The organism is Pseudoalteromonas sp. THAF3 (assembly GCF_009363775.1).
In the GTDB taxonomy this organism is placed as follows: Bacteria; Pseudomonadota; Gammaproteobacteria; order Enterobacterales; family Alteromonadaceae; genus Pseudoalteromonas; species Pseudoalteromonas ruthenica.
Genome location: NZ_CP045419.1, coordinates 391,826 through 417,204, shown reverse-complemented (window position 1 = coordinate 417,204; position 25,379 = coordinate 391,826). Strand labels below are relative to the sequence as shown.

At 47.5% G+C, this 25,379-nt stretch carries 27 protein-coding genes; 13 read left to right on the top strand and 14 right to left on the bottom strand.

Annotated features, from left to right (window positions below; translation table 11 throughout):
* The 5 genes from FIU82_RS17035 (at position 1) to FIU82_RS17015 (ending at position 3,579) form a co-directional block, all read left to right on the top strand.
* Positions 1-735, top strand: coding sequence for a 1-(5-phosphoribosyl)-5-[(5-phosphoribosylamino)methylideneamino] imidazole-4-carboxamide isomerase (locus tag FIU82_RS17035; protein WP_152441708.1), 735 nt, complete (start codon positions 1-3; stop codon positions 733-735).
* The gene (gene hisF / locus FIU82_RS17030) at positions 717-1,496 is read left to right on the top strand and encodes an imidazole glycerol phosphate synthase subunit HisF (protein ID WP_152441707.1); all 780 of its coding nucleotides are present in this window, start codon (positions 717-719) and stop codon (positions 1,494-1,496) included. The genes FIU82_RS17035 and hisF overlap by 19 nt, the downstream gene beginning before the upstream one ends.
* Complete coding sequence (hisIE, locus tag FIU82_RS17025) at positions 1,487-2,095, top strand: bifunctional phosphoribosyl-AMP cyclohydrolase/phosphoribosyl-ATP diphosphatase HisIE (RefSeq protein WP_022946829.1); 609 nt, start codon at positions 1,487-1,489, stop codon at positions 2,093-2,095. The genes hisF and hisIE overlap by 10 nt, the downstream gene beginning before the upstream one ends.
* An 83-nt stretch (positions 2,096-2,178) precedes the next feature.
* Positions 2,179-2,685, top strand: coding sequence for a hypothetical protein (locus FIU82_RS17020; protein WP_022946828.1), 507 nt, complete (start codon positions 2,179-2,181; stop codon positions 2,683-2,685).
* Positions 2,686-2,817: 132 nt separating this feature from the next.
* Positions 2,818-3,579: a glycosyltransferase family 25 protein gene (locus FIU82_RS17015; protein WP_152441706.1), complete on the top strand. Its 762-nt coding sequence runs from the start codon at positions 2,818-2,820 to the stop codon at positions 3,577-3,579.
* 56 nt (positions 3,580-3,635) lie between these two features.
* On the opposite strand, the gene FIU82_RS17010 is transcribed toward FIU82_RS17015, so the two are convergent.
* On the bottom strand, positions 3,636-5,405 hold the full coding sequence (locus tag FIU82_RS17010; protein ID WP_253946370.1) for a M61 family metallopeptidase: 1,770 nt from the start codon (positions 5,403-5,405) through the stop codon (positions 3,636-3,638).
* 174 nt (positions 5,406-5,579) lie between these two features.
* Between FIU82_RS17010 and FIU82_RS17005 the strand changes: the two genes are divergently transcribed.
* The 8 genes from FIU82_RS17005 (at position 5,580) to ilvN (ending at position 15,301) form a co-directional block, all read left to right on the top strand.
* Entirely contained in the window at positions 5,580-7,121 is a 1,542-nt protein-coding gene (locus tag FIU82_RS17005; protein WP_138548254.1) for a diguanylate cyclase, read from the top strand.
* A 117-nt stretch (positions 7,122-7,238) separates the two neighbouring features.
* Entirely contained in the window at positions 7,239-8,582 is a 1,344-nt protein-coding gene (gene ppnN / locus FIU82_RS17000) for a nucleotide 5'-monophosphate nucleosidase PpnN (protein WP_138587402.1), read from the top strand.
* Positions 8,579-9,415, top strand: a complete 837-nt coding sequence (gene xni / locus FIU82_RS16995; protein WP_152441705.1) for a flap endonuclease Xni — start codon at positions 8,579-8,581, stop codon at positions 9,413-9,415. The genes ppnN and xni overlap by 4 nt, the downstream gene beginning before the upstream one ends.
* 25 nt (positions 9,416-9,440) lie before the next feature.
* The gene (locus FIU82_RS16990) at positions 9,441-9,833 is read left to right on the top strand and encodes a DUF3192 domain-containing protein (protein WP_022946822.1); all 393 of its coding nucleotides are present in this window, start codon (positions 9,441-9,443) and stop codon (positions 9,831-9,833) included.
* Positions 9,808-11,502, top strand: coding sequence for a hypothetical protein (locus tag FIU82_RS16985; protein ID WP_152441704.1), 1,695 nt, complete (start codon positions 9,808-9,810; stop codon positions 11,500-11,502). The genes FIU82_RS16990 and FIU82_RS16985 overlap by 26 nt, the downstream gene beginning before the upstream one ends.
* A 200-nt stretch (positions 11,503-11,702) precedes the next feature.
* On the top strand, positions 11,703-12,710 hold the full coding sequence (locus FIU82_RS16980; RefSeq protein WP_022946820.1) for an isocitrate dehydrogenase: 1,008 nt from the start codon (positions 11,703-11,705) through the stop codon (positions 12,708-12,710).
* 369 nt (positions 12,711-13,079) lie between these two features.
* The gene (locus FIU82_RS16975) at positions 13,080-14,804 is read left to right on the top strand and encodes an acetolactate synthase 3 large subunit (RefSeq protein WP_152441703.1); all 1,725 of its coding nucleotides are present in this window, start codon (positions 13,080-13,082) and stop codon (positions 14,802-14,804) included.
* On the top strand, positions 14,804-15,301 hold the full coding sequence (gene ilvN, locus FIU82_RS16970) for an acetolactate synthase small subunit (protein ID WP_022946818.1): 498 nt from the start codon (positions 14,804-14,806) through the stop codon (positions 15,299-15,301). Before FIU82_RS16975 ends, ilvN begins: the two co-directional genes overlap by 1 nt.
* 101 nt (positions 15,302-15,402) lie before the next feature.
* Here the strand turns inward: ilvN and FIU82_RS16965 are convergent, their stop codons facing one another.
* The 13 genes from FIU82_RS16965 to FIU82_RS16905 all read right to left on the bottom strand — a co-directional run bounded on the left by FIU82_RS16965 (position 15,403) and on the right by FIU82_RS16905 (position 25,299).
* Positions 15,403-15,678: an HU family DNA-binding protein gene (locus tag FIU82_RS16965; RefSeq protein ID WP_022946817.1), complete on the bottom strand. Its 276-nt coding sequence runs from the start codon at positions 15,676-15,678 to the stop codon at positions 15,403-15,405.
* Between the two features lie 129 nt (positions 15,679-15,807).
* On the bottom strand, positions 15,808-16,335 hold the full coding sequence (locus FIU82_RS16960) for a DUF3833 domain-containing protein (RefSeq protein WP_045979968.1): 528 nt from the start codon (positions 16,333-16,335) through the stop codon (positions 15,808-15,810).
* Positions 16,332-16,832 (bottom strand): chalcone isomerase family protein, encoded by a 501-nt coding sequence (locus FIU82_RS16955; protein ID WP_253946390.1) that lies wholly within the window; start codon positions 16,830-16,832, stop codon positions 16,332-16,334. The genes FIU82_RS16960 and FIU82_RS16955 overlap by 4 nt, the downstream gene beginning before the upstream one ends.
* A gap of 19 nt (positions 16,833-16,851) precedes the next feature.
* Positions 16,852-17,349: a DUF2878 domain-containing protein gene (locus tag FIU82_RS16950; protein ID WP_152441702.1), complete on the bottom strand. Its 498-nt coding sequence runs from the start codon at positions 17,347-17,349 to the stop codon at positions 16,852-16,854.
* On the bottom strand, positions 17,330-18,592 hold the full coding sequence (locus FIU82_RS16945; RefSeq protein ID WP_152441701.1) for a cyclopropane-fatty-acyl-phospholipid synthase family protein: 1,263 nt from the start codon (positions 18,590-18,592) through the stop codon (positions 17,330-17,332). Before FIU82_RS16945 ends, FIU82_RS16950 begins: the two co-directional genes overlap by 20 nt.
* A complete protein-coding gene (locus tag FIU82_RS16940; protein WP_152441926.1) occupies positions 18,585-19,304 on the bottom strand; it encodes a DUF1365 domain-containing protein in 720 nt (239 codons plus the stop codon). The genes FIU82_RS16945 and FIU82_RS16940 overlap by 8 nt, the downstream gene beginning before the upstream one ends.
* A gap of 40 nt (positions 19,305-19,344) precedes the next feature.
* The gene (locus tag FIU82_RS16935) at positions 19,345-20,601 is read right to left on the bottom strand and encodes an NAD(P)/FAD-dependent oxidoreductase (protein WP_152441700.1); all 1,257 of its coding nucleotides are present in this window, start codon (positions 20,599-20,601) and stop codon (positions 19,345-19,347) included.
* Positions 20,598-21,314: an SDR family NAD(P)-dependent oxidoreductase gene (locus tag FIU82_RS16930; RefSeq protein WP_053909394.1), complete on the bottom strand. Its 717-nt coding sequence runs from the start codon at positions 21,312-21,314 to the stop codon at positions 20,598-20,600. The genes FIU82_RS16935 and FIU82_RS16930 overlap by 4 nt, the downstream gene beginning before the upstream one ends.
* Positions 21,315-21,317: 3 nt before the next feature.
* Positions 21,318-21,743, bottom strand: a complete 426-nt coding sequence (locus FIU82_RS16925; protein WP_152441699.1) for a nuclear transport factor 2 family protein — start codon at positions 21,741-21,743, stop codon at positions 21,318-21,320.
* Positions 21,736-23,121, bottom strand: a complete 1,386-nt coding sequence (gene phrB / locus FIU82_RS16920) for a deoxyribodipyrimidine photo-lyase (protein ID WP_151174185.1) — start codon at positions 23,119-23,121, stop codon at positions 21,736-21,738. Before phrB ends, FIU82_RS16925 begins: the two co-directional genes overlap by 8 nt.
* Positions 23,122-24,072: a DUF523 and DUF1722 domain-containing protein gene (locus FIU82_RS16915; protein ID WP_045979960.1), complete on the bottom strand. Its 951-nt coding sequence runs from the start codon at positions 24,070-24,072 to the stop codon at positions 23,122-23,124. It abuts the gene before it with no gap.
* Complete coding sequence (locus FIU82_RS16910; RefSeq protein ID WP_152441698.1) at positions 24,072-24,743, bottom strand: ChrR family anti-sigma-E factor; 672 nt, start codon at positions 24,741-24,743, stop codon at positions 24,072-24,074. Before FIU82_RS16910 ends, FIU82_RS16915 begins: the two co-directional genes overlap by 1 nt.
* A complete protein-coding gene (locus FIU82_RS16905) occupies positions 24,736-25,299 on the bottom strand; it encodes a sigma-70 family RNA polymerase sigma factor (RefSeq protein ID WP_045980206.1) in 564 nt (187 codons plus the stop codon). The genes FIU82_RS16910 and FIU82_RS16905 overlap by 8 nt, the downstream gene beginning before the upstream one ends.
* Positions 25,300-25,379 lie beyond the last annotated feature (80 nt).

Genomic DNA, 25,379 nt, shown 5'->3' with positions numbered 1-25,379 from the left:
ATGATTATTCCAGCATTAGATATATTACAACAACAAATCGTGCGCTTATTTCAAGGCAAGTACGATACAGCCCAGTTCTACCCCTTTGATTTGCAAGCGCGATTAAGCGAATATCAGGCCCAAGGGGCACAAAAGTTACACTTAGTCGATTTAGAAGGCGCGCGCGACCCGAGCAAAAAGCAATGGCAGCAAATCCAAGCAGCGACCACACAGCTAAAGGTTCCCTATCAAATCGGCGGCGGTGTGCGTAGCAGCGCCGATGTCGAGCAGTGGCTAGAAGCCGGTGCAGCGCAAGTGGTTATCGGCTCCAAGGCGGTGAACGAGCAACAGCAAGTTGCCCAGTGGATCCGTGACTATGGCGCGCAGCACTTTGTTATCGCCCTAGATGTAAATAAAACGGACACTGGCTGGGCCCCTGCAACACACGGTTGGCTGCAAAGTGCAGATGTCTCTTTGTTTAGCTTAGTTGACTACTACAGTGATCTCGGGGTGCAGGATTTCTTATGCACCGATATCTCCAAAGATGGCACCATGAGCGGGCCTTCATTTGCGCTTTATCAGCAACTGCAAGAGCATAACAGCCGTTTACGCATCCAAGCCTCCGGGGGCGTAAGTTCCCTAGAAGACATTGCCAAACTCAAGGCCATAGGTACGCAAGGCGTTATTTTAGGTAAATCCTTGCTTGATGGCGCATTCAACGTTGAGGAGGCGCTGGCATGCTATCAAAACGCATAATCCCCTGTTTAGACGTCAAAGACGGCCAAGTAGTTAAGGGCGTGCAGTTCAAAGGCCATGAGGTAGTCGGTGATATACTCGCTTTGGCAGAGGCTTATAGTGCAGCAGGCGCCGATGAACTGGTGTTTTATGAGATTAGTGCCAGTGTCGAAAAACGCCTGCTAGATGTAAACTGGGTAGAGAGCATCGCCCGGCACATCGATATCCCCTTTTGTGTTGCCGGCGGTATAAAATCAGTGGCTGATGCAGCCCGTGTATTGGAGCGCGGCGCCGATAAAATCAGCATCAATAGCCCGGCCATCGCACGTCCCGAGCTTATTCGCGAATTACACGATGAATTCGGCAAACAATGTGTGGTGGTGGGCATCGACAGTTTTTACGACAAGGACAGCAATCAATACTTGGTGTATCAACTAACCGGCGATCCCAATGCTTCGTCGCGTACCCGCTACAACACCTTGGAATGGGTCGAGCGCGTGCAGCAGCTCGGAGCCGGTGAAATCGTACTAAACTGTATGAATCAGGACGGTGTGCGCAACGGCTATGATATTGCCCAGCTAAGCAAGGTACGCCAACGTTGCGATGTGCCGTTGATTGCCTCAGGAGGCGCAGGGACCATCAGCGACTTTAGCGATGTCTTTAACCAAGCCAATGTTGACGGCGCTTTGGCGGCCAGCGTGTTTCACAAAAACCTTATTAATATTGGCGATTTAAAACGTCACCTCGCCGATAACAACATAGCGACTCGATTATGCGATTAGATATTAGCAATGTAAACGAAGTAAATTTTGCCAAAGCGCCGTTAATTCCTGCGCTGATTCAAGATGTTGATACCGGACAAATTCTCATGCAAGGGTTTATGGATCAAGCGGCGTTAACGCACACCTTAGAAAGTAAAAAGGTCACCTTCTATTCACGCTCGAAACAGCGCCTGTGGACCAAAGGAGAAAGTTCAGGGCATTATCTCCACGTTGAGCGCGTGTACACTGATTGCGACCAAGACTCCATTTTAGTCTTTGCTCGCCCAGATGGGCCCACTTGTCATTTAGGTACGCAAAGTTGTTTTGGCGATGCAAAACCCAACTTAGGTTTTTTAGCCGAGCTGGAGCAAATTATCGTTGCCCGTAAGGACAGCGACCCGCAAAGCAGTTACACCGCCTCGTTATTTGCCAAAGAGCTCAGCCGAAGCTGTCAAAAAGTGGGCGAAGAAGGCGTCGAAGTGGCCCTGGCTGCCATGAAAAATGATAACCAGGAACTGACCAACGAAGCCGCTGACTTGCTTTATCACCTAATCGTGCTGTTGCAACGACAAGGCTTGTCGTTGTCTGAGGTGGTCAGTTGTTTACAATCACGCCACTAAGACCTATTAATTGACAGTAAATATTGCCAGCACGGCCTTTGGTTGGGTATCCTGTGGGTACCCCAATTAAGGAACTCATTGGCATGAAGGCAATTTATCCTACCTTAGCGGCGCTGGTTGTTATTAGTGGTTGCACCAGCCCGCAACAAAAAGAGAATCAAGCATATGTCGACCAACTCAGTCCCTGCGACAAAATAGAAGCGCTTGTTGGTGCATATGACAACCAATTTGAGGGGTTGAAGCTGGGGCGCATTCAATCAAAGTACATGGATAGCTGGCAATCACGCTATAACTTAATTGGTGAAAGCTGCCAAATAAGCGCCCTTAATGATAAAACCATGAACTATCATTGCCAAGAAAGTTATAAGGATAAAACCCAAGCCCTTAGCATTCATAACAAGGCGGTGGAGTTCACTCGTCAGTGTTTGGGCGAAAATTGGTTTGAAAAGCAAAAAGAGTCTGCCAACTCACTACGCACGACCTTTGTGCTTGATGAGTCTGCCCCCGTTGTTTCGATACATACTGGTAAATCTTTATCAAAACGAACCCCATGGATGACCTCTTATGAGGTAGGAACTAGCGTTAAATAAGGCATAAATACCACTGCTGCAGCGGCCTCTTAAAAAGGACAGCGGCCGCTGATGTCATCTGGTTGTCATTTTTTCTACATCTTACTGCCTTAAATATTCGCCACACTGGCCCCATACCCATCACAGGAGAGGATGATGGTTCCTATCTATGTCATTAACTTGGCTGGCAGCCAAGAACGCCTGGCTCGCGCCGAGCAACAGCTTCACGCCCAACAACTTGACTTTGAACGCATAGAGGCGGTTAACGGCAAAACATTAACTGCAGAGCAAGTGTCCGCTGTTTACAGCGAGGCGGATAATCGCCGTCATTTTTATCGCCCTCTTAGTGCCGGTGAAATTGGTTGTTATTTAAGCCATCGCCGCTGTTGGCAAACCTTGATACAAAGCGGTGCTGAGTATGCGGTAATTTTAGAGGACGACTTTACCTTGTGTGGTGATTTAGCCGACAGTATTTCGGCAATCATAAACACCAACATGGCTATCGATATCGTTAAGTTATGCAGTTATCAAGGCCGGGAGCGGCCAGTGAAGTACAGCACCCAAATCAGTGGTGAACAGCACTTAGTGGTGCATGATAAGCCCATGAGTGGCTGCTGTGCTTATGTCATTAGCCGCCAAGGTGCGAAACAGCTATTAGCTCATAGTACCAAGATCAGCCGCCCGGTAGATACCGATATTCAATATTGCTGGGAAACCGGTGTTGATGTTGTCAGTATTAAGCCTTATCCCGTCGCTCAAGATAACTTTTTTGACAGCGATATCGCCGCAAAAGGACGAAATAAACCCAAGCCCTACCCACTGCAAAAACAGTGGCTGGCGCTGACCACCTTGCCAGCACAAATCATGGCGAGAAAAAACTTGATTAAAAATCTCAAGAGCCATGCTCAGCATTAGACTCTCGCTCTCATCAAGAGTGGCGTGCAGGTAAAGCGCACGCCACCTTTACGCGACTAGATTAAATCAACTCCCATCCAGGCTTTGAAAAGCGCTTGTTGCGCCGCTGTAGGGTTATCGACGGCCTTGATAGTCGCTGCCTCATTGTATTCGCCACCGAGTGTCAACGTGGTGGTTCTTAGGTTATCTCTGCGAAAGTAAGTGATCTCAACTTGCTCGCCCACCGCGAATTGCTCAACCAAGGTAGCTAAATCGCTGCTGACTCGCTTGCCGTTGATAGCCACGATGCTGTCCCCTGCTGTGAGGTTCGCTTGCCAAGCAGCGCCATCTCTGCGCACATGGGTTAACTCAATCAAGCCATTGTCAAGCTTACCTTGCACATCTAGCGATGGGCTTTGTTTGGCATCTTCTGAGTAGGTACGCTGCAGCCCCACCGTCGCCAATAAAGCATCAAAATCTACTTGTAATGGGCTATCAACATGGTTTTGCCACCACTGCGTGTAATCTTGGCCGCTAATATCGTTGAGAATGGCCAACACATCCGCCTCGTCAAACCCTTCAGGCAGACGATGGCGCTTATACAGTTCACGATGTACATCACGGTAACTCACTGCGCCATCGGAGTCGCTTAGCAGCTTTAAATCTAATACCATGGAGATCAGCGAGCCTTCAGAGTAGATGTTGGTACTAAAGTTACGACCATGATCGCCGCCAGCATTAATCCATTTATCAAAACTGGTATGTGCTGCACTTTGCACCTCCCGTCCTGGCGTCTTCAAGTGGCGGTCTATGCGCTTACCCAAATCCTTAAAAAACTCTTCTTTGCTCATTAAGTCACTGCGCAGCAGAAGGTGATCCTCAAGATAGCTGGTCGACCCTTCAGCAAGCCACAATAAACGCGAGTAGTTAGGCGCTAGGTAATCATAGGGTACTAACCCTTCAGGTCGATAAGCTTTAACATTCCAGGTGTGAATAAATTCATGGGCTGCGGTGGCAATAAAGCCCAAATAGTCTTCACGCTTGGCGAATTTGTCGCGATGACGTTGAATGATGGTCGAGTTCAAGTGTTCAGTCGCACCGCGAGCGCCGGACGTTGCATGCACCATAAACACATAGCGCTGGTACGGGTAATCATCCCAAATAACATCACCGGTCTTTACCAAGGTGGTTAAATCCGTGACCATTTTCTCGGCGTCATAGTTACCTTGGCCCCAAATCACGAGCTCATAATCGCGCCCGTCAACGGTAAATTCATAATGGCTGTTAATACCACTCTCAATGGGGGAGTCCACCAATACATCGTAATTATCGGCGATAAAGTGATGGGCATTGTCGCCATTATCCATTCCCGATACGGAGCGCCATTGCTTAGGAACGTCAAGCTGCACAGAAACAGGCTCGTTGCGGGTTGCTTCACTAAACATAAAAAAGCCAGAGGCATCGATAAAAGCGTGACTGTCGTCAATGTGACGCGAACGCAGGCCTAATTGATTGGCATACACTTGGTAATTCAAGGTCACCGCTGTGGGTTTATTCAAAAAGATGCGCCACGTGCTTTTATCTACTTTTTGCCATTTCAGCGTATCACCTTCACTGTCTAGGGCCTCAAAATAACGCACACCATTGGCGAGATTTAATATGTCGTAGCGCCCTGTGCGCCATGCTGGTAGCTTGGCATCGATATAGCTTTGTCCGGTTTTATCAAATTGCACCTGTACATCACCCAAATGATGTGTACCGTCATCGATAGTTAATGTGTATTTCGTATCTGCCAGCGCGCAGTGGCTAAGGGCAACCATAGTGGCCCCCAGTAAAGCTTTTTTCACGTTGAAACCTAAAGAGAAATGATACTATGGCCGCCACCCTACCAAGTCGGACGCACAAACAACAAGCATTTGCGCCCAATTACTGATTCACAACAAAAAATCGGTGAGTAGTTCAGAAAAGCGAAGAAAATTGTTGTACACTAAAATCTAGAGTAAAACAGAAGGAAAACGGGTGTGTCTGAGCAGCTCGACGCGTTAAGAAAAAAGCTTAATTCCGCCGTCTCCCAACGGCAAACAATCGAGAACACCCGCCAAGAGCAAGTTCGTACCCTCGCGCAATTTATTGCCAAGTTATCCTTGGTGTGTAAAGGCATGGATATCGAGCTAGATAACCGTCTTGCCGCATTTAGAAAGTTGTTACACAAAGGCGCCAACTATCAAGACCTGCTCCCAGTTATAGACGAACTCACTGACTTACTGTCTCGCCATGAAGCTAATCTGGAAGCGCGTTTTCGCGCCTTGCATCAGGGTGTGCAGGCGGCCGGCATTAATTTGCAAAAGCGTAAAGGTATTCCCGCTGAGCTTAGACGCACCTTGCGCCACCTACTTAATACTGAGCTGGTCGACGCACAAACCGCTGTCGACTTTTTGCCGATACTAGAGCGGTTAGTCACCATATACGACCAAGTGATGGCCAGTCGTAGTCAGCAAGAGGATGGTGACCCAAGCGATAATACTCAACTACAGCCCTTAATTGATGAGCTTAACGCACTGAGCAGTGAGATCTCCTTAGAAGGGGAATTGGCTGAGCATCTACGGCAATTAAAATCACAAATTAATGCTGCCAGCACAATCGATAGCTTACTGAATGCCAGTGTTGAAATCATGCGCGTCATCGTCTTGAGCCTGAGTAAAGAGCGCCAGTCTGCTCAGCACTTTCTTGCCGCGTTAAATCACAACTTGTCGGAATTGCAGCAAGCCATTGCTAAAACCAGCGACCGCTCTAAGCAATTAGATAGCAAAATCAGTGCTGTATATCGCCAAATTGATGAGAACATCAATCACTTAAGTGAGCAAACCGCGCAAGCGACCGATATTCAAACGCTCAAAGAAACTGTGGAATCTAAGCTCTCTGCCCTGACCGAGCAATTACTGAATAAAGAGAAATTAGAGGCGCAGCAACGGGACACCCTAAGCCAAGCGTTGCACAGTATGCAATCTCAAGTCGAGGCGTTGGAGCAGCAAGTTGCACAATATGAAACCAAGCTTGAGCGTCAACGTCTGGTGTCATTGCAAGATGGGCTGACTAAATTGCCAAATCGTATTGCCTTTGATGAGCGTATGGATCTTGAGCTGAAACACTTTAAACGCCATCAGGCCCCGTTGTGCTTGGTAGTCATTGATGTCGACCACTTCAAGTCCATTAATGATAATTATGGCCACAGTGCCGGTGATAAAACCCTACAGGTTTTGGCCACGGCGATGAAAAAATCGATTCGCAGTACTGACTTTATTGCTCGCTTTGGCGGTGAAGAGTTCGTAATGCTGATGCCAAACGTATCCATCGATAACGTTGTTCGTCCGCTAGAGAAGCTGCGCCACACTATTCGTAGTATTCCTTTTAAGTTCAAAAATGAGCAGGTGCAAATCACGGTATCTATTGGGGTCACCCAAATTAACGCCGACGACACTGCACTCAGTGCTTTCGACCGCGCTGATAAAGCGCTTTATGAGGCCAAGAATGCAGGGAGAGACCGGTTAATTTTGTCCAGTTAACCTCCAAGGCATTGCGTTATTGCTGTGACTGTGTCAAAAACAACTCAAGCTGACCATCTATTTTTAAGTGCTAGTCATTTTCAGCACTCGCCACATGCATTAAATTAAGGAGCAGCAATGCAAGTACAGCTTAATCCTACTGGCGTATTAAACCTTCTTTCACAATTAGAAGTAGATTTGCTCGCGCAATCGACCACTGACCGTTATCGGCTCTTTCGCAATTGTGCGCTCGCGGTCCTTAACGTGGGCAGTCATACCGATTCCAGCGCCGAGATTTACGATCGCTTTCAAGACTTCGACATTCGTTTAGTCGCCCGCGAGCGAGGAATCAAAATAGAGCTGACTAACCCCCCTGAAACCGCTTTTGTCGATGGCGATATCATTCGTGGTATCCATGAGCATATTTTTTCTGTCATTCGCGATATCTTATTCATTTGTCAAAAACACCAAGCGATGGTAGAACCCGATCCAAAAGCGATAACCCACATGGTCTTCGACATGCTTCGCAATGCCGATGCCATGCCAGTGAACACCGATCCGAACATGATAGTGTGTTGGGGTGGCCATTCTATTAATGAAATCGAGTATAAATACACCAAAGAAGTGGGCTATCAACTCGGTCTGCGTGGCCTGAATATTTGTACGGGATGCGGTCCAGGTGCCATGAAAGGGCCAATGAAAGGCGCAACGATAGGCCATGCCAAGCAACGTGTTGACAACCCGCGTTATCTCGGCCTCACCGAACCCAGCATTATCGCTGCTGAGCCACCCAATCCGATTGTTAACGAGCTGGTCATTCTACCGGACATTGAAAAACGCCTGGAAGCCTTCGTTCGCGTTGCCCATGGCATTATTATTTTCCCAGGTGGCGCAGGCACTGCAGAAGAGTTGTTATATTTACTTGGCATCTTGTTGCACCCTGAGAATCAAAAGCAACAGCTGCCGGTGATACTTACCGGGCCGGCACAAAGTAAGGACTATTTCGATGAAATAGTTAGCTTTGTACGCGACACCTTAGGCGAGCAAGCATTAGACAAGTTTGAGGTGATCATTGACGACCCGGCATTAGTCGCCAGTAAATTAAAAGCGCAAATGCAAGATGTGCGCGACTATCGTCGCCAACAGGGTGATGCCTACTACTTCAATTGGACGCTGCGTATTGAGCCTGAATTCCAGGCACCGTTTGCCCCAACCCATGAGAATATGGCGTCTTTGAACTTGCATTTAGAGCAGCCTAAGCAACACCTTGCCGCCAACTTACGCCGTGCTTTCTCGGGGATTGTTGCTGGCAATGTTAAAGATGAAGGGATCCGCGCTATCAAACAGCATGGTGTGTTTGAGCTATCTGGCGATCCTGAGTTAATGCGTAAGATGGATACCTTGTTAAGTGCCTTTGTGGCCCAAGGGCGCATGAAGTTGCCAGGCAGCACCTACATCCCTTGTTATACCATTAAGACATGATGTACTTTCTACTTATTGATGCGCTGAACTTGATTCGGCGCATTTATGCGGTGTGCGAGTCTCAACATGGTAGTGATAGCGATGCTGCCATTGAAGCAGCGCTACAGCGAACCAGTAACGCCATTAATAAGCTAATGCACCAATATCAGCCCCACTATGCGGTTGCGGCCTTCGATGGACAAAGCAGCTGGCGTCATGCTTACTACCCTGATTACAAGATATCACGCAAACCGATGCCAGAGCGCCTAAAAACCAATTTGGGCCGTTTTGCGCACGCGTTTCACGCCGCCCAAATAAGCTCCTTGAGTGTAGATAATGAAGAAGCGGACGACGTATTAGCGACCTTGGCCAGTAAAGCGCCGCAGACCATGCAATGTATTATTGTGTCCACGGACAAAGGCTACTTGCCACTGTTAAGTGAGCAAATCAAAGTATATGACTACTTTGGCAAATCTTTTCGCGATGCTCAGCAGGTACAAGACAAATACGGCGTTAGCGTGGCGCAACTGACTCAGTATTTCGCCTTGGTGGGCGACAAAACCAATGATATACCAGGTGTAAATGGCATAGGTATAAAATCAGCAAAGGCATTACTCACTCAGTACGACAGCGTTCAACACGCCCTAGCGCAGGCACCTGAAAATAAAATTCAGCGACAATTAACCGATAATTTGCCACAGTACGTGCGCGCTTTACATTTGGTATCGCTGCGCTGTGATATTGACCTTGGCGTAAGTCTAAAGCAGTTTCGAGTTCACAACGGGGCGCAGCAAATTGTTCTTCCACCGCACTCGGCTTCGCAAAGCAGCGCCAAGCCCGGTATACTGAGTTAAATTGGCTGGTGGACGCAGTATCACGATGTTAAAAAAAGTATTACGTTATGTGGTGTTAGGTATTGGTGTGTATGCGCTGATAGCGACGCTCGTGATGACCTTTTACAAGGATGATCCTGGCTCCATGGTATGGCAGGACAGAGAAGCCTATAACAAACGGTTTATCGCGAGCCTCGACTCTGCCGATTCAATGCCCATAGAAGAGGTCCTTGATACCTTAGGTACACCGGATCTAACTTTTGTAAAACGCCGAGGCGATGATATTTATCAAATAGTCTTTTATCGCACTCAGCACAAAAAGGCCGATGGCATCACCACCAAAGATGAATGCACCGGGCTGCTGTTTAAAAATAAAAAGCTTTTAGTATGGGGGCAGCAAGCCGAGCTTGCCTATGACAAAGTCGACTTACAATCCTAAATACGTCGAGCAGTTCGACCGCGTTATTGACTACATAGTACGCTTTGATAAAGCCGCACTGTCGCGCTCGCAGTGGTCTAGCTTATACCCTGCCCTGCTCGGTCTCAGTGAGCGCTTAAGTGTGTTAGCCCATAAGCAAAACGGTTTGTTTCAATGGCTGCTATCGACCCACATACAAAACCTTGCCTATGCACAGAGCTTGCGTCTAAAACGCATCGCCATCGTGGCCGGATTGTGCCGCGCTCACAATTACCACCGCAGTGATACGCAAGTAATGATGATGGCGGCGCTCAGCGCTGACATATCAGTACTATCACTGCTCAATAAGCGCCATAATGGCGAGGCTCTAAGCAGTGCAGAGCGCCAACGGTTTAGCCAAAGCGCATTACTGAGCCTGAAGATGCTGTCGCTCAGCGCCGAAGAGCAACCTGCGCTAACGCAGATCATCGCCAAGCTAAAGCGCTATCGCCGCGAAATTATCAGTCATCAACGCGCGCCTCTATATGATGGTTATACGCGCATTGTGGCCTGCGCCAGTATTTTAGCAGAGCAAATGACAGCAACACGGCCGTTGCACCTCTTTAATGCCTGCGCGCAGTTGTATAAAGCCACTCATAATGTTGCCATACAGCAAGACTGCGATACGTTGGTCGACTTCTATTCTCCACAACTTCTTGGTTCGCGACAGCGCTTTGAAGAGAATGACTATTTATACATGGGCTGCCACCCTGATGGCCAGTATATTTTCACTGATGCGCAGGCGATTAAGTCTCGTTTTCGACTGCTCGCCAACCCTCACTGGCAATACCGCCAACCGGTGCGTTATCGCAGTTGGTCGTCAGTGAGTGCCCGCGCCAGTGTCCCTGTACAACGCGCCAGCTCTGCCGCTGAGGCGCAGCGCGATCATGATGCCATCGTCGCTCAAATTCGTGGTGCCCATGGTTATAGCGATATTGAGAAAGTCATCGCACAAGACGACAAGCTCGTTGCGCAAATCATGATGCAAGCGAGCCAATATAATCGCGGTGCACAACAGGCCAGCTCTTTGCGTCACGCGCTTTCCATGGTTGGGCTTTACAGCGTCGGGGATTTTATTGCCCGAGTGATGTTGGAAGAAAAGATGCTGCAACTGTGTCACCCAATGGCGCAGTTTCTACAAGCTCGAGTACACAGTGCCATTCGCATCGTTGAAGATATCGCTAGGCAAACAAAAGACCTTCAGCATGAGCGACTAACGGCCTTATTACTATGCTACTTCAATTTCTTTATTTTTGAGTGCCCACAGCGGTTGTCTCGTACCATTGCGTTAAACCCGTTGAAAACACCCATGCAACAAGATATAGCGCGCCCATTGGCGACGCTCCTTGGGGTGCAACAATATGATAACGAAGCGTTGCGCCATTATTTGACCCGTCATATTGGCAGCAATGAGTGGGTCAATGCGTTATTAAACAGCGAACAACAACCATTCGACCAGTTAAACAGCAATGCGCGGCTATGCTGTACGTTAAAAATCATCTTGTTTTACACCTTCTCTGGGCCGGCGACGGCAAGTGCTTGGCAACAGCAGTTGGTTAAGCAAACCATGGTTGATTGGCAAGGACCCAGTACCAAAATCGAGCGGCTGGTCGATCGCGCCTTATCTTGCGCACCACACAATGGCATCTAACTTAGCTTAATTCACCATATTTATAGTCGGTATAAGGTATATTTAAAAGCCATATACTGGAAAAATAACGCCTTTGCTGCTATAAAACGCCCCTGAATTCTCACGTAAATTTATCCACCCTAAACGTTCATTTTACTGTTCTTGGTAGCAGCGTTGGCGTCGTTGGTGGACACATCTATCAGTTTTAAGGAATAGGTTACATGGCTAAGCAAACCATTAGCGTCATCAAAGGCGATGGCATCGGTCCAAGCATTATCGACGCGGCAATTGAAATTCTTGATGCCGTCGGTTGTGAGTTTGATTACGAATACATTGATGCTGGTCTAGCCGCGCTTGAAAAAACTGGTGAACTTCTACCACCAGAAACGCTCGAAGCCATTTCCCGTAATAAAATCACGCTAAAGGGTCCATTAACTACACCAGTAGGCGAAGGTTTTACTTCAATTAACGTCACACTTCGTAAACAGTTTGGCCTATACGCTAATGTTCGCCCAGTAAAATCCTTTGCTGGCACCAAGGCGCGCTATGACGACATCGATATTATCACCATTCGTGAAAATACCCAGGGTATGTACTCTGGTCTAGGCCAGGTGGTTTCAGAGGACGGTAACGAAGCCGAAGCGATGTCAAAAATCACGCGCGATGGCGCTGAGAAAATCGTAACCTTTGCTTACGAGTTAGCACGTCGTGAAGGCCGTAAAAAAGTCACTGCAGTACACAAAGCAAATATCTTGAAATCAACCTCAGGGCTGTTCTTAAAAGTGGCTCGTGAAGTGGGTGAGCGTTACCCAGATATTGAATCAGCGGAAATGATCGTTGATGCAACTTGTATGAAACTGGTCATGAATCCTGAGGAATTTGACGTTATCGTAACCACTAACCTGTTCGGTGACATCCTTTCGGACTTATGTGCTGGTTTAGTAGGTGGTCTAGGTATGGCCCCAGGCGCTAACATTGGCGAAGACGCGGCTATTTTTGAAGCTGTTCACGGCAGTGCCCCAGATATTGCAGGCAAAAACCTGGCAAACCCAACCTCAGTTATTCTTGCAGCCATTCAAATGCTTGAATACTTAGACATGGGTGACAAAGCAGAGCGAATTCGCGCAGCAGTTGCTGATGTCATTAAAAGCGGCGACCGTACCACTCGCGACTTGGGTGGCGAGCACGGCACCACAGACTTTACCGCTGCCGTTATTGAGCGTCTGTAAGCAGGAAAAAAACTCTGCATACAGGTGGTCATAATGATTGAATAACCTGACTAAGACCGGTTCGATACCGGTCTTTTTTTTGCTAAAAACGTTACCATTAGGACAACTTTATTCTAAGCAGGTTAATTTAAACTCTCATTACGTATTTTTTATTCAAAATTCATCTTATTCGGGGTTGACAGTATGCTTTCAAAAGCTTAACAATAGAAGTCATTGTTGAGTATAAAAGTGTTTACCCATGTTTAATGTCGTCGTTCTCGTTGTGATTCTCGTGGTGGTCTTAACCAAGACTACGGGGCCTACGTGAGCGAACATATAACGCTAACAAACCCCCGCCCTTAAGCGGGGGTTTTTTTTTAAGGAATGAGGATGAATGAGCAACAGTTTAACGGTGGAGAGTTAGTCGTCGCCGCGCTAAAAGAACTAGGCGTTCAGTATATATTTGGTTATCCAGGGGGATCGGTATTAGATTTATACGATGCGCTATTTGAACAGCAGGACCTTGAGCATATTTTGGTGCGTCACGAGCAGGCAGCTACGCATATGGCCGACGGGTATGCCCGTGCGACGGGGAAAGTGGGTGTGGTCTTGGCCACTTCCGGTCCCGGAGCGACTAATTGCGTAACCGGTATTGCCACTGCCTACATGGACTCTATCCCCATGGTGGTGATCTCTGGGCAAGTACCCAGCAACCTTATCGGTGACGATGCCTTTCAAGAAACGGATATTGTCGGTTGCTCACGGCCTATCGTTAAACACAGTTTCAACTGCCGCAGCGCAAAAGATATTCCCACTATGCTTGCCAAAGCATTTTATATTGCCAGTAGCGGTCGCCCGGGTCCGGTTGTTGTTGAACTCCCCAAGGACGTACTTAACCCAACCCAGAAATTCCCATTTGAATTTCCAGGTGACATCCAGATCCGAACCTATAACCCCAACAAGAAAGGCCACCCAAAACAAATTAAAAAAGCGGTCAATGCGGTTCTTAACGCTAAAAAATTGGTCATTTATTCAGGAGGCGGTATCGTTCTCTCCGACACCAGCGATAAGCTCACCGAACTGGTGGAGACGCTCAACGCCCCTTGTACTAATACGTTAATGGGACTCGGTGGGTTGAGCGGTGAACATCCAAACTTTATCGGTATGCTAGGCATGCATGGCACTTTAGAAGCAAACAAAGCGATGGCCAATGCGGATGTTATTTTAGCTCTAGGTGCTCGATTTGATGATCGGGTTACCAATAACGTGAATAAGTTCTGCCCAGACGCAACCATAGTTCATGTTGATGTTGACCCAACCTCGATTTCTAAAACTATCAGCGCCCATATTCCGGTGGTTGGCTGCTTAGACACTGTACTGACACAGTTATTAACCGCTATCAACACATCGAACATTGCCATTGATAGAAGCGCCCAAGAAGATTGGTGGCAGCAAATCAATCGTTGGCGTGAACAAAAATGCCTTAGCTTCAGTGCAGGCAGTGAAAAAATCAAGCCACAAACGGTTATTCAAAAGCTTTACCAAGCCACTAACGGCGATGCCTACATTAGTTCCGATGTGGGTCAGCACCAAATGTTTGCTGCCCAGTACTACCCCTTTAAAAAGCCTCGCCAATGGATCAATTCCGGAGGCCTTGGAACCATGGGGTTTGGCCTCCCTGCAGCGATGGGCGTTAAGCTTGCTTATCGTGATAGCGAGTCAATATGTATCACTGGAGACGGCTCCATTCAGATGAATATACAAGAGCTATCAACTTGTTTGCAGTATAACTTGGCGGTCAAAGTTGTATCACTGAACAATCGTTCCTTAGGCATGGTGCGTCAATGGCAAGATATGATGTACAGCGGTCGTCACTCGTCGTCTTACATGGAGTCCCTACCTGATTTTGTCAAACTGGCGCAAAGCTATGGCCATGTTGGTATACGCGTTGATCATCCCGATGAGCTTGATGACGCCATTGATGAGATGCTTAGTATCAACGATAGGTTGGTCTTTTTAGATGTGCGTGTTGATGAGTTAGAGCATGTTTACCCGATGCAAATCAAACTAGGCGCAATTGATGATATGTGGCTGAAAAAAGGAGTGAAAGCATAATGCGTAGAATATTATCAATCTTATTAGAAAACGAGCCTGGCTCACTTTCGCGCATCGTCGGCTTATTTTCCCAGCGAGCTTATAACATCGATAGTCTCGCGGTGGGCACCACCGATGATGCATCGTTATCGCGCATTACTATTACCACGCAGGGCGGCGATCGTATCCTTGAACAAATCCTCAAACAAGTTAATAAATTAGTGGATGTGCTCAAGGTCATTGATTTAACCGAACAAAGTCACATTGAACGTGAATTGCTATTAGTTAAGGTTGTAGCGCAAGATGAAAGCACACGCGCAGCAGTAACCCGAGTTGTTGATGTATTTGGCGGCGCCATTTTGGATATGGGGCGGATCAGCTATTCATTACAACTCGCCGCAAGTACTGAGAAGCTAGAATCGTTTTTGGATACCTTGCGCCATGAAACAGAGGTCATAGAAATGGTGCGTTCTGGAGCTATCGGTTTGGGACGTGGTGATAAAGCCTTGAAAGGGTAGCAACAAGACGGCTAGCATCTCATTGACTAATTATGAATTGCAGAGCTTTAAACGTAAAAAAGGGCGAAACCGCCCTTTTTTCACAATTATTAGTAAACTGATTATGAGTTTACTGAGTCTTTCAGACCTTTACCCGCTTTGAAGCTTGGGATATTCGCAGCAGCGATTTGGATTTCTGCGCCTGTTTGAGGGTTGCGGCCGGTACGAGCTGCACGCTCTTTAACTGAGAAAGTACCGAAGCCTACTAGCGCGACAGAGTTACCATCTTTCAAAGAGTTAGTCACCGCACCTGTGAACGCGTCCAGTGCACGGCTCGCCGCTGCTTTTGAAATTTCTGCATCATTGGCGATCTTTTCGACTAATTGAGCTTTGTTCATTGTTTGATTCCTATTCGTTATTTTTTTGCCTTAGCAAATCTATCATTATGCATTTTTACTGACTTGGCAACCGCAAATCACACATTTTCTGAAAAAGTTCTCCTCTGGAGAGCCCTTAGGCACAGAGTTTTAGCGTTTTTCTATCACCAGCGTGATTTCGCCAACCTCCAATCCCAACTTATCAATTGCGGTGCGGTTGATCAACCTCGATTCTGTGACAAGGTACATCCAATCATCTAGGTCTACCGTCATAGTATCGCCGTCATAAGGAATTTCGAGGGTGTACTTCCAGTTGAAGGCACTGCCTCTGGTCACCCCTTGCGCGGTGCCAACCACATCATTGGCGGTCCCGGTAAGGGTGCCATTTTCACCCAGCTCTATGCGCCATACACGGGTGTCCTGCTCGCCGTCTTGATAATAGAACTGCTCGTCAATAACACCTTTGTTACCCTGCCATGAGGCCTGCATATCAACGCGAAAACGCCGTGTGACCTCACCTGAGTAATCTTGCACTATGCCATAGGCAACCAACTCACCGGAAAAAAACTGTTTAAAATCAAATTTTGGTTCAGTTCCTTCATAATCCTCGATGGAGGCCGAACAGGCAGTCAATATCGCCAATACAAACACACCTAAATAAACACGTAATGACTTCATTCACTTGCTCCTATTAACTTCTGACGTAGTTTTGGCTCGCTGGTGTTCGGCGACAACCATATTGCCAAAAACGCTTCGCTAAAAGCCTGTTGCTCGATGGTTTGTAACTTTTCACCGTTATAATAAAAAGTACCCACGCCCTGCTCATTGGTCTCAAAAGCCAATGAATCCCCTTCTGTGATATCCGGCCATAAGCCTTGTAATGTATCGCCATATTCACTGACGTACTGCGCCTTATCCAGGTGTCGCCACTGATCAAATGTGGCTTTGACGATGTCGCTTGCTTCTATATCTCTGAGATAAGTGAGGGTCAAGCGCACTGGATGCTCTCCGCCTTGGTAGTCGCCATCTGTCGTTGCTAACTTCGCGCGGTATAGGTCCCAGAACATATAGCTCATAACCCCTTCACCAACCGCCTTGAAGGATACCTGTGCCCACGCCGATGATGGCGCCATACCACCCAGGCTCAATGCCATAATGATAGGAAAGTATTTCATGAAAAATCATCCGTAATAACTAGGTATTATCTTCTACGCGCCCTGCAAGGCGATTGATCACAATAATCACGGTAAAAGCACTGGCCCAGAGCAGCCCATATACAAGGTAGAATTGCCACCAAGGCAAGGGCGTTGACAGCACGTCAAAGCGAGCAGCACCTAGGTAGCTAAATGGTGCACACACCCAGCATAAGAAAAAGCATTGCCACAGCGGCAATCGCGTAATGAACCGCAATGAATGATTGATAGTTAGCAGAAGTGAAACCCATAACAAGACGAGCCACCAGGGTATCCAAGCGCCTTCGAATTGCAGTAGCGCAAATTGCGCGGCACTCGTTTCGAGTAATAAAGCAATGGGGAGACTGGCAAGTAACAGTATGTCTTGCTTGCGCTTATCAGAGAGCGCAAGCATCAACGCAATCAGCGCCACCATCATTGGCAACGCATCGTTTTGCCAAAAAAAAGCTGCCCACCAGCAGCTTTGAAACAAAATAAAATTAGTAGCTAAGCGCCACATGATCATCACCGCCGTTGAAGCCTTGCTTACGCGCGCTTAAGTGCACAGTGCTAATTGCCCGCTGGCGAAATGCCCCTTCGCAATAAGCCAGATAATACAACCAAAGGCGATAGAAGGCGCTGTTGAATTTAGCTCCTTGCAATTGCGGCCACGCCTTTTCAAAGCGAGCGCGCCAATCAGCTAACGTCCGAGCATAATGAAGGCCAATATCATGTAATTCATGCATGACCAGGTCTGTGTTTTTACGCAAATGCTTACTCATTTCATCAACACACACCAAACACCCGCCAGGGAAGATGTACTGTTGAATAAAGTCAGTTTCTTTTACGTATTTACTGTAGCGCTGGTCATTAATGGTGATAGCCTGAATAAGCATGGCACCACTGGGCTTTAGAAGGCTGTTGCATTTGCTGAAGAACTCACCGAGGTACTCATGACCTACCGCCTCAATCATTTCTATAGACACAAGCTTGTCGTAGTGTCCTTCAAGCAGTCGGTAGTCTTTCTTTAAGAGGGTAATTTTATCTTCTAAGCCGTGCTGCGCGATTTTTTGCTGCACATAGGCATGTTGTTGATCTGAGATGGTTGTAGTCGTTACATGGACATCATAGTGGGTAGCGGCATAGATAGCAAAGGCGCCCCACCCTGTGCCAATCTCGACAACCTGGTCGCCATCGGCCAACTGCACACGCTCGCATATCAGTTTTAATTTATGTGCCTGCGCTTGCTCAAGGGTTGCATCTGCTTGAGGATAAACGGCACAGGAATAAAGCATTTCATCACTTAAAAACGACTCGTATAGTTCATTGCCCAAGTCATAATGAGCAACAATGTTTCTTTTGGAGCCTTGCGTGCTGTTACGATTACGCAAGTGCTTGAGTCGATAGGCGATTGCGCTGAAAAAGGCGAAGCGACCTTCAAATTCATCGAGCTGGTCTTGATTGAGAACAAAAATCTCCACCAGGGCCGTCAAGTTATCGCATTGCCAATGGCCATCGATAAAGGACTCCGCCGCACCAATACTGCCGCCAAAGGCAAACGCATCGAACATACGTGCATCGCTTATATCCACACGAGCTCTAAGCGAAGAGGTGTTATTGCCAAACTGATAGCTCTGACCACGAAAATGCATTTCTACATAGCCGTGTTCTAAGGTTCTCATTGCTGCCAAGACAAAGCGTTTAGCGATCTGAGACTTCCAACTGGTTGATTTTTTTGCTTCTACTTGGGTAACTCTATCCATCTTTCTTTCCTGGGTGAGCGTAAAACGGCACACGCTTTAACAATAACCTTAATGCTTGCCAGTATATCCCGCGCATGACACTCAGTGTCATTATGGGAAAACGCCGCAACACCTTAGTGAACGCACGACGCTCTAAGCCTTGATGTTGCAATCGCATGGTGGCATCAAATAATTTCTGCCGCTGGCGTTTGTTCTCAATATGGATAAGCATCGCCCGGTTTTTGGCTTTCACTCGCCAATGGTAATGCATATCCAAATTCATAAAAGGCGATACGTGAAACTGCTTTTTAAAGTTCACTTTAGTTTGTAAATCAACTAAATAATAGTGACGCTCATTCCAAGGAGTATTACTCACTTCGGCAACCATAACACTGAAATCGCTGTCACCACGATAACGATAAAAGTAAAAATTGGCCGGAGAAAAGTAAATACCGCAGCAGCGCAGCTGCACCAACATGTAAACTTGGGCTATCTCTTGCTCTACGCCCAGTTGCTGTGCTTTAAGCACAGCGCGTTCAAACAGCGAGCCTTGCTCATCTCGCAAGTAATCGCCTTGGTTAAACCGCAGCACCTTCCAGCCCTGAGTCCCAACCAAAGGGTGTATGCCATCAAGCTGCTCTGGGTGCTGAGTATCTACCCACATCATGTACAGTGGGTAATTAAAACCATGAAAAACGGGCTCAAACCGCCGATGACGCACATCGCCAAGCATGATGGCGCACCCTTGGGTCAGTAGCGGTTCCTGCACGGTTTCAGTGCTCAAAGTCGACCCCTAGCGCTTTGGCTACATCTACAGCACTGCGCACGCCATCTTCGTGAAAACCGTTGTACCAGTATGCGCCGCAATAGTAAGTGGCTGCGAGATTAACCTCATCTCGGCGTTGTTGCGCGGCGATACTGTCGCTGTTGAATACAGGGTGATGATAAGTGAAACGGCGCAACACCTTACTATCATCAATAGCGTCATCACAATTGAGAGTCACACACAACGGTGGGTTGCTGTGCAAACCTTGGAGGATATTCATTTGATAAGTGACAACTGCGGCTTGCTCGGTGTTGTTATCAAGGCGATAATTCCAGCTCGCCCACGCTGCGCGGCGCTCAGGTAACAAGCTAGTATCAGTATGTAAAACAACAGAGTTGGCAGTATAAGGCATCGCGCCCAGCACTTGCTGCTCGCTTTCGGTGGCATCGCCTAACAACGCAAGGGCCTGATCGGAGTGGCACGCAAACACCACCGCGTCATAATGGTAAATCTCACCGCCTTGCATATGAATCGTCACGCCATCTGGGTGCCTAAACACCTTTTCTATATTCGCATTTAGGTAGATATTATCTTTAAAGGGTTTCGTTAGCGGACCGATGTATTCACGAGAACCGCCTGGGATCACATACCACTGCGGGCGATTGGTAATATCTAACAGGCCATGGTTGTAAAAGAAGCGGATGAAGAACTCGATGCCAAAGTCTTGCATCTTTTTGATCGACGTTGACCAAATCGCCGCCCCCATAGGCAAAATATAATGATTGCGGAAGAAATCGTTAAACCCATGCCTATCAAGGAAGTGGCCTAGAGTGTCGCCTTGTTCATATTCGCCGCTGTGATAAAGGTCCTTACACAACCGGTTGAAACGGACTATTTGCCACAACAAATGCCAAAACTTCGGTCGCAATAGATTGCGACGCTGAGCAAACAAAGTGGTCAATGTATGGCCATTGTATTCAAAGCCTGTGTCCACGTTGTGCACGCTAAAGCTCATTTGTGTAGGCTTGCGACCTATGCCAATTTCAGCGAGCAACTTTTCAAAATGCGGGTAGGTGCGATCATTAAAAACAATAAAACCAGTATCGACGCTGTGTTGCTGTCCGCCGACCTCAACATCCACTGTGGCGGTGTGCCCACCGATGTAATCGTTCTTTTCGAAAACATCAACATGATACTTTTTGCTCAACAAATAGGCACTACTGAGGCCCGCGATACCACTACCTATTACTGCGATTTTCTTCACCGCACCATTCCTTTTGCAATTTTGCGCCACAGCGGCCAAGGCAGCACGCGCAGCAGTTTTAAAATAAATGTGAATCTTTTTGGAAAATGAATCTCTTTGCGCCGTTTTTGCAGCCCCTTATACATGTATTCAGCGGCTTGCTCTGCACTGACAGCCATGGGCATAGGGAAATCATTGTTATCGGTCAATGGCGTTTTCACAAAACCTGGGTGGATAACGCTCACGTCAATGTCTTTGAGATCCACAGCCAGGGATTTTGCCAAATAAGTCGCGCCTGATTTCGATGCGCCATATGCCTCGCTCCGCGTCAGTGGTAAATATGTGACACTGGAGGAGACAATGGCGAGGTGGGCACCGGATTTAAGTTTCGGCAACAGCGCCTCAAGACAATAACCAAGGCTCAGAAGGTTGATGGTAATAACGCGCTCAAATAGTGCGCTGTCAAAATGACGCGCATCATCAACGTATTCGCAGTTACCGGCGTTGAGCACCACCAAGTCAAGCTCGTCTATGTCGGTGGTGGCTGATTTAATAGCCTCTAATTCGGTGACATCAAACGATAATCCCTTAATACGCCCTTGGCCTTGACTGTCTTCTAACTCTTTAAGCTTTTGTTCGTCTCGCCCACACGCTATAACATCGTGTTGCTGCGCATAGCGCTTAGCCAGAGCTTCACCGATACCCGATGTTGCCCCTGTGATTAATACTTTCATAGCCTAACTCCCTGCTTTGTTGTCAACGAGCTTGATTACTTTGCCAAGCAAAGGGATATGTCGGTATAACATAGCGCCTACATCAAAGTAATCGCGATGGTGGATGACTTTGCCTTGGTCAAATTGCAAAAAGCTGTGCCCTGCAACCGCGACCTCTTTGCCACCATTTAACTTGGGGTGTGAAAAGCGCATGGTCCAATACAAAAATGCATGATTATCAAAGGCAAATTGTTGGCTAATATCAAATGTGCAGTGATTAACATTGGCATACATGTTGGCGAAATATCGCCTTAGTTGTTGCAACCCTTTAACTTCATGAAGGGGGTCTTGGAAATGAATGGCTTCGCCATAAACTTCATGCAGCAAGTCTAGGTTATGCTTATCCAAACGCTGATAAACTGACACAAATTGCTCGAGCGCGTTATTCATCGTCCACCTTAAATCGTGCTAAGGCACGTTCGCGTGCCGCTTTATGATCAACTATCGCTGGCCAATACCTGTTGCTTTGAGTTGCTGCTAGATATTGGTGCGGAAAGTGGATCTGCTTAGCAGGCACTTTTTCTAACTCTGGTAGGTACTTACGGATGAATTCGCCATCTGGATCAAAACGTTCACTTTGCGTTATCGGGTTAAAAATACGAAAGTAAGGCTGCGCGTCACAGCCGGTGCTTGCCGCCCATTGCCATCCACCATTGTTTGACGCCAAGTCACCATCAATCAGGTGACGCATAAAAAACTGCTCACCAGCGCGCCAATCTATGAGTAAATGCTTGGTCAGAAAGCTTGCCACCACCATACGTAGGCGATTGTGCATCCACCCTGTTTGCACTAATTGTCGCATTGCTGCATCCACCAGAGGGTAACCCGTTCTTCCTTCGCACCAAGCATTGAAATCTTTATCGCTTTCACGCCATTTCACGGCGTCGTACTTGGCGTTAAAGTTAGCGTGTTTGCATAAACGCGGATAGGCAACAATAAGATGGCGATAAAATTCTCTCCAAATCAGTTCGTTGACCCAACTAAAGAGGTTACTTTTTGCGCTTTGCAAAATATCAGGGTGGCGCTGTTGTACATTTACGAGCAGTTGTTTAACGCTGATTATTCCGAGTGCCAAGTATGGGCTCAACCCGGAGGTGCCTTTAATCGCTGGAAAGTCTCGCTGCTGTTCATAAGTGGTGAGCTTATCGTCAATAAAGCGCTCAACAATCGCGCTAAGTGAATCATCATCAACCGGCCATTTTTGCGATTCACCGTCACTTTGCAAACAACGAGGCGTCTGCCACTTTATCGCGTTATGTAACGACGGCCATGACGGCAATGAAAAGTGGCTTTGCTCATACTGCTTTAGCCATTGACGCTTAAATGGGGTAAACACGCGAAACATGTCGCCGCTTTTTGTACACACCGAGCCTGGCGGGGCAATTACATCGCCATCAAACCAATGAAATTCAAGAGCTAATTGCGCACATTGGCTGTCACGCTGGCGTTCATTCACTTCATATTCGCGGTTGGCATAAACATGCTTGACGCTCAAGCTGTTACATAACCCTTGTAACGATGCGGGTATGTCGCTAAATTCATCAACATCCAATACGTGCAAGCGAATACCGTGCTCACTAAGGCGCTGACCCAAATAATCGACACGTCGCAGCATGAGATCCCGTTGAATGGGCGCCATGTCGTGCCGTTGCCACTGTTTCTCGCAGACAAAGAAAACGGCGTCTTTTGCGCCGTTGTTTAATGCTTCAATTAAAGCTTCGTTTGCATAAAGGCGCAAGTCGCGCCGAAACCAGAACAATGAACTCATTTAAATACCATACCTCAGCTTTAAATCGTTTGGGTGGGGATTAAAGTAGACTTGTTGCGCTAAATAGGGATTTGGGTGCACCGTAAGGTGGTGACGCAATAATGTCAGCGGCACATATAAAGGCACAAGCCCCTGGCGGTAGTCTTCGATTGCCGCACGTAATTCTTGCTTTTCCTCTTTACCGAGGTGCTGTTTGAAATACCCCTGCAAGTGCATCAAGGTATTAGTATGTGCTTTGCGCGACGCAGGCTTTTTCAACGCATTCATTAAGCCAAGGATATACTCATCGGCAATAGCTTCGATGTCATCCCCTTCGATACTGCCGAGCAACCGGCCTAAATCACGGTAGGCTTGATAGTTGTGACTCATCAATAGGTATTTATGCAAAGAGTGAAAAGTAGTCAACCGATGAGCGCTCAATCCTGACTCACGCAGCTTGCGCCAGCTATGGTAAACATAAACCCGCATAACAAAGTTTTCGCGTAGGTGCATGTCATTGAGTCGGCCATTTTCCTCACAAGGGAGTAGCGGATTAGCCTTCATTATTTCGGCGCTGAAAAAGCCTACACCCTCTGATGTATTGCCCGTCCCAGCTTCATTAAAGACTTTGACTCGTTCCATGCCACAGCTAGGACTTTTAGCACAGAATATAAACCCATCGAGGTGTTGGCCCTGATTCTGTGCCACCTGCTGTCCGTAGTTTTTAAGGTCGTTGCCAACCTCGCCACTGCCATCAGGGCGACACACGGTTATCACGTCGTCTTTACGCACTTGGCGAATGGTCGGCCTAGGAATGGGTAAACCAATTGCCACTTCTGGACAAAAAGGCACATACTGCACGTGCTTTGCCAGCTCATCCATGCAAAAGTTAGAGCGCTTGTGCCCAGAGTCAAAGCGAACTTTTTCGCCGGTAAGACACGCGCTAATACCTATTTTCAACGATTTATCCATTAATATATAAGCTCGCCAATGGGGTTCAGCAATTTACTTAAGCCTTTATTGAAGTGTAGTGCACTATTGACTACTGCCAAGCACAAACACCCCTGTTCGGTGTAAGGAGTATGGTCGTGCTTATGATCAAGCCATATAAAATCGCCCGGTTGATACTCTCCTTCTTCGTCGGTAAAGGTGCCATCAAGCAATAGCGTCAACTCAAAACCTGTGTGCGTATGCTCGGGAATAGTCCCCCCTGGAGCAATGTACAATAGGCTAGTGCGGATACTGCCCTCATCAAGCTCCAGGCGCGAACGCGCGAGCTTGCCGGCCTGAACAAATCTCGACATGCCCACATGACTCAATGCACGTGGTAACGTGATGTTTCTATCACCAACGGATATTTGCTTTGCGCTTTGAATGGCAAAATCATCGACGTCTGTATCTGCAGTAATATCACTGAGCATGGCGCTCATCTGCGCATCAAGCAGCTCTTGTGACCCGGGGAGCTCTTCACCGGCGTCATCTGTAAACGTTTGTTCACCAATGCGCTGCTCTAATGCTGCGACGGTGTCGCAACAGTCATCGCAAAGCTCAAGGTGAGCTGAAATTGCCACGCTCAGCGAAGCTGGCAATGCGCCAAGCACATGTTGTTCTAACAACTGTGTGTTCGGGTGAAATTTAATCATGCTCTGCTCCCAGATGATTTCTTAGCTTTGAGAGCGCCAATCTTAGCCGCGACTTTACGGTTCCAACTGGTACGCCTAACTGCTTCGCAAGTTGCTCTTGCGACATTTCTTGAAAGTACACTCCCTTAACCACCTCCTGCTGGGCGATGGGAAGCTTGTCTATATGCTGCTGCAAGAGTTGACTCTGTAGATGATCGCCAAACACTTCTTGCTCTTCTTCATGATGCTGCACCAACGGCCAGATATCTTCGCTTAAGGTATCTTCTTTATTGCTGCGCATTTTGCGCAGCGCATCGAAAGATGCATTACGCATTACGGTATAAACCCAAGTCGTCGCCGCGCCTTTACTCGGATGGTAAAGGTGAGCTTTACGCCAAACTGACGTCATGGTGTCTTGCACCAGCTCCATTGCCGACGCTTCGTTGTTGTATTGCTTAATGCCAAAGCGTTTTATCTTTGGTGCGAAATAAGAAAACAGCGTTGCGAATGCGCTTCTGTCCCGATGCTCTGCGACGCGCACTAACGCATCTGACAAATGCTCAGTTTCACTGCCCATGTTTCTTCCTTTGCTTTGATTGCCACCGCTTGGTGCAATACTTTGCTGCGGAGACTTGTTACACGGCTTGTCTAACACGC